The organism is Aquitalea sp. ASV11 (assembly GCF_016429185.1).
GTDB classification, from domain to species: Bacteria; Pseudomonadota; Gammaproteobacteria; order Burkholderiales; family Chromobacteriaceae; genus Aquitalea; species Aquitalea pelogenes.
The window spans coordinates 1-321 of record NZ_JAELUD010000213.1 but is presented as its reverse complement, the minus strand read 5'-3'; the positions used below and the strand labels follow the sequence as shown (position 1 = coordinate 321).

General features: G+C 78.2%; 1 pseudogene. It reads right to left on the bottom strand.

Going from position 1 to position 321, the window contains the following annotated elements:
* Positions 1 to 195 precede the first annotated feature (195 nt).
* Positions 196 to 321, bottom strand: a pseudogene (locus JHD62_RS21785) (ParB N-terminal domain-containing protein); the annotation flags it as partial.

Sequence of the window (321 nt, the reverse complement as noted above, 5' to 3'; positions counted from 1 at the left end):
CCCCCCCCCCCCCCCCCCCCCCCCCCCCCCCCCCCCCCCCCCCCCCCCCCCCCCCCCCCCCCCCCCCCCCCCCCCCCCCCCCCCCCCCCCCCCCCCCCCCCCCCCCCCCCCCCCCCCCCCCAACCCCCCCCCCCCCCCCCCCACACCCCCACATCTTACTGTTCGTCGGCAGCGTCAGATGTGTATAAGAGACAGATCCAGTTCCTGGCGCTGGATGTTTTCAATCAGCGCCATGGCCAGGGCAGCTTCGTCGGCCACGGTCTTTACCACCGCCGGCACGTCGGCAAGCCCTGCCTTGCGGGCTGCGCGCCAGCGACGCTC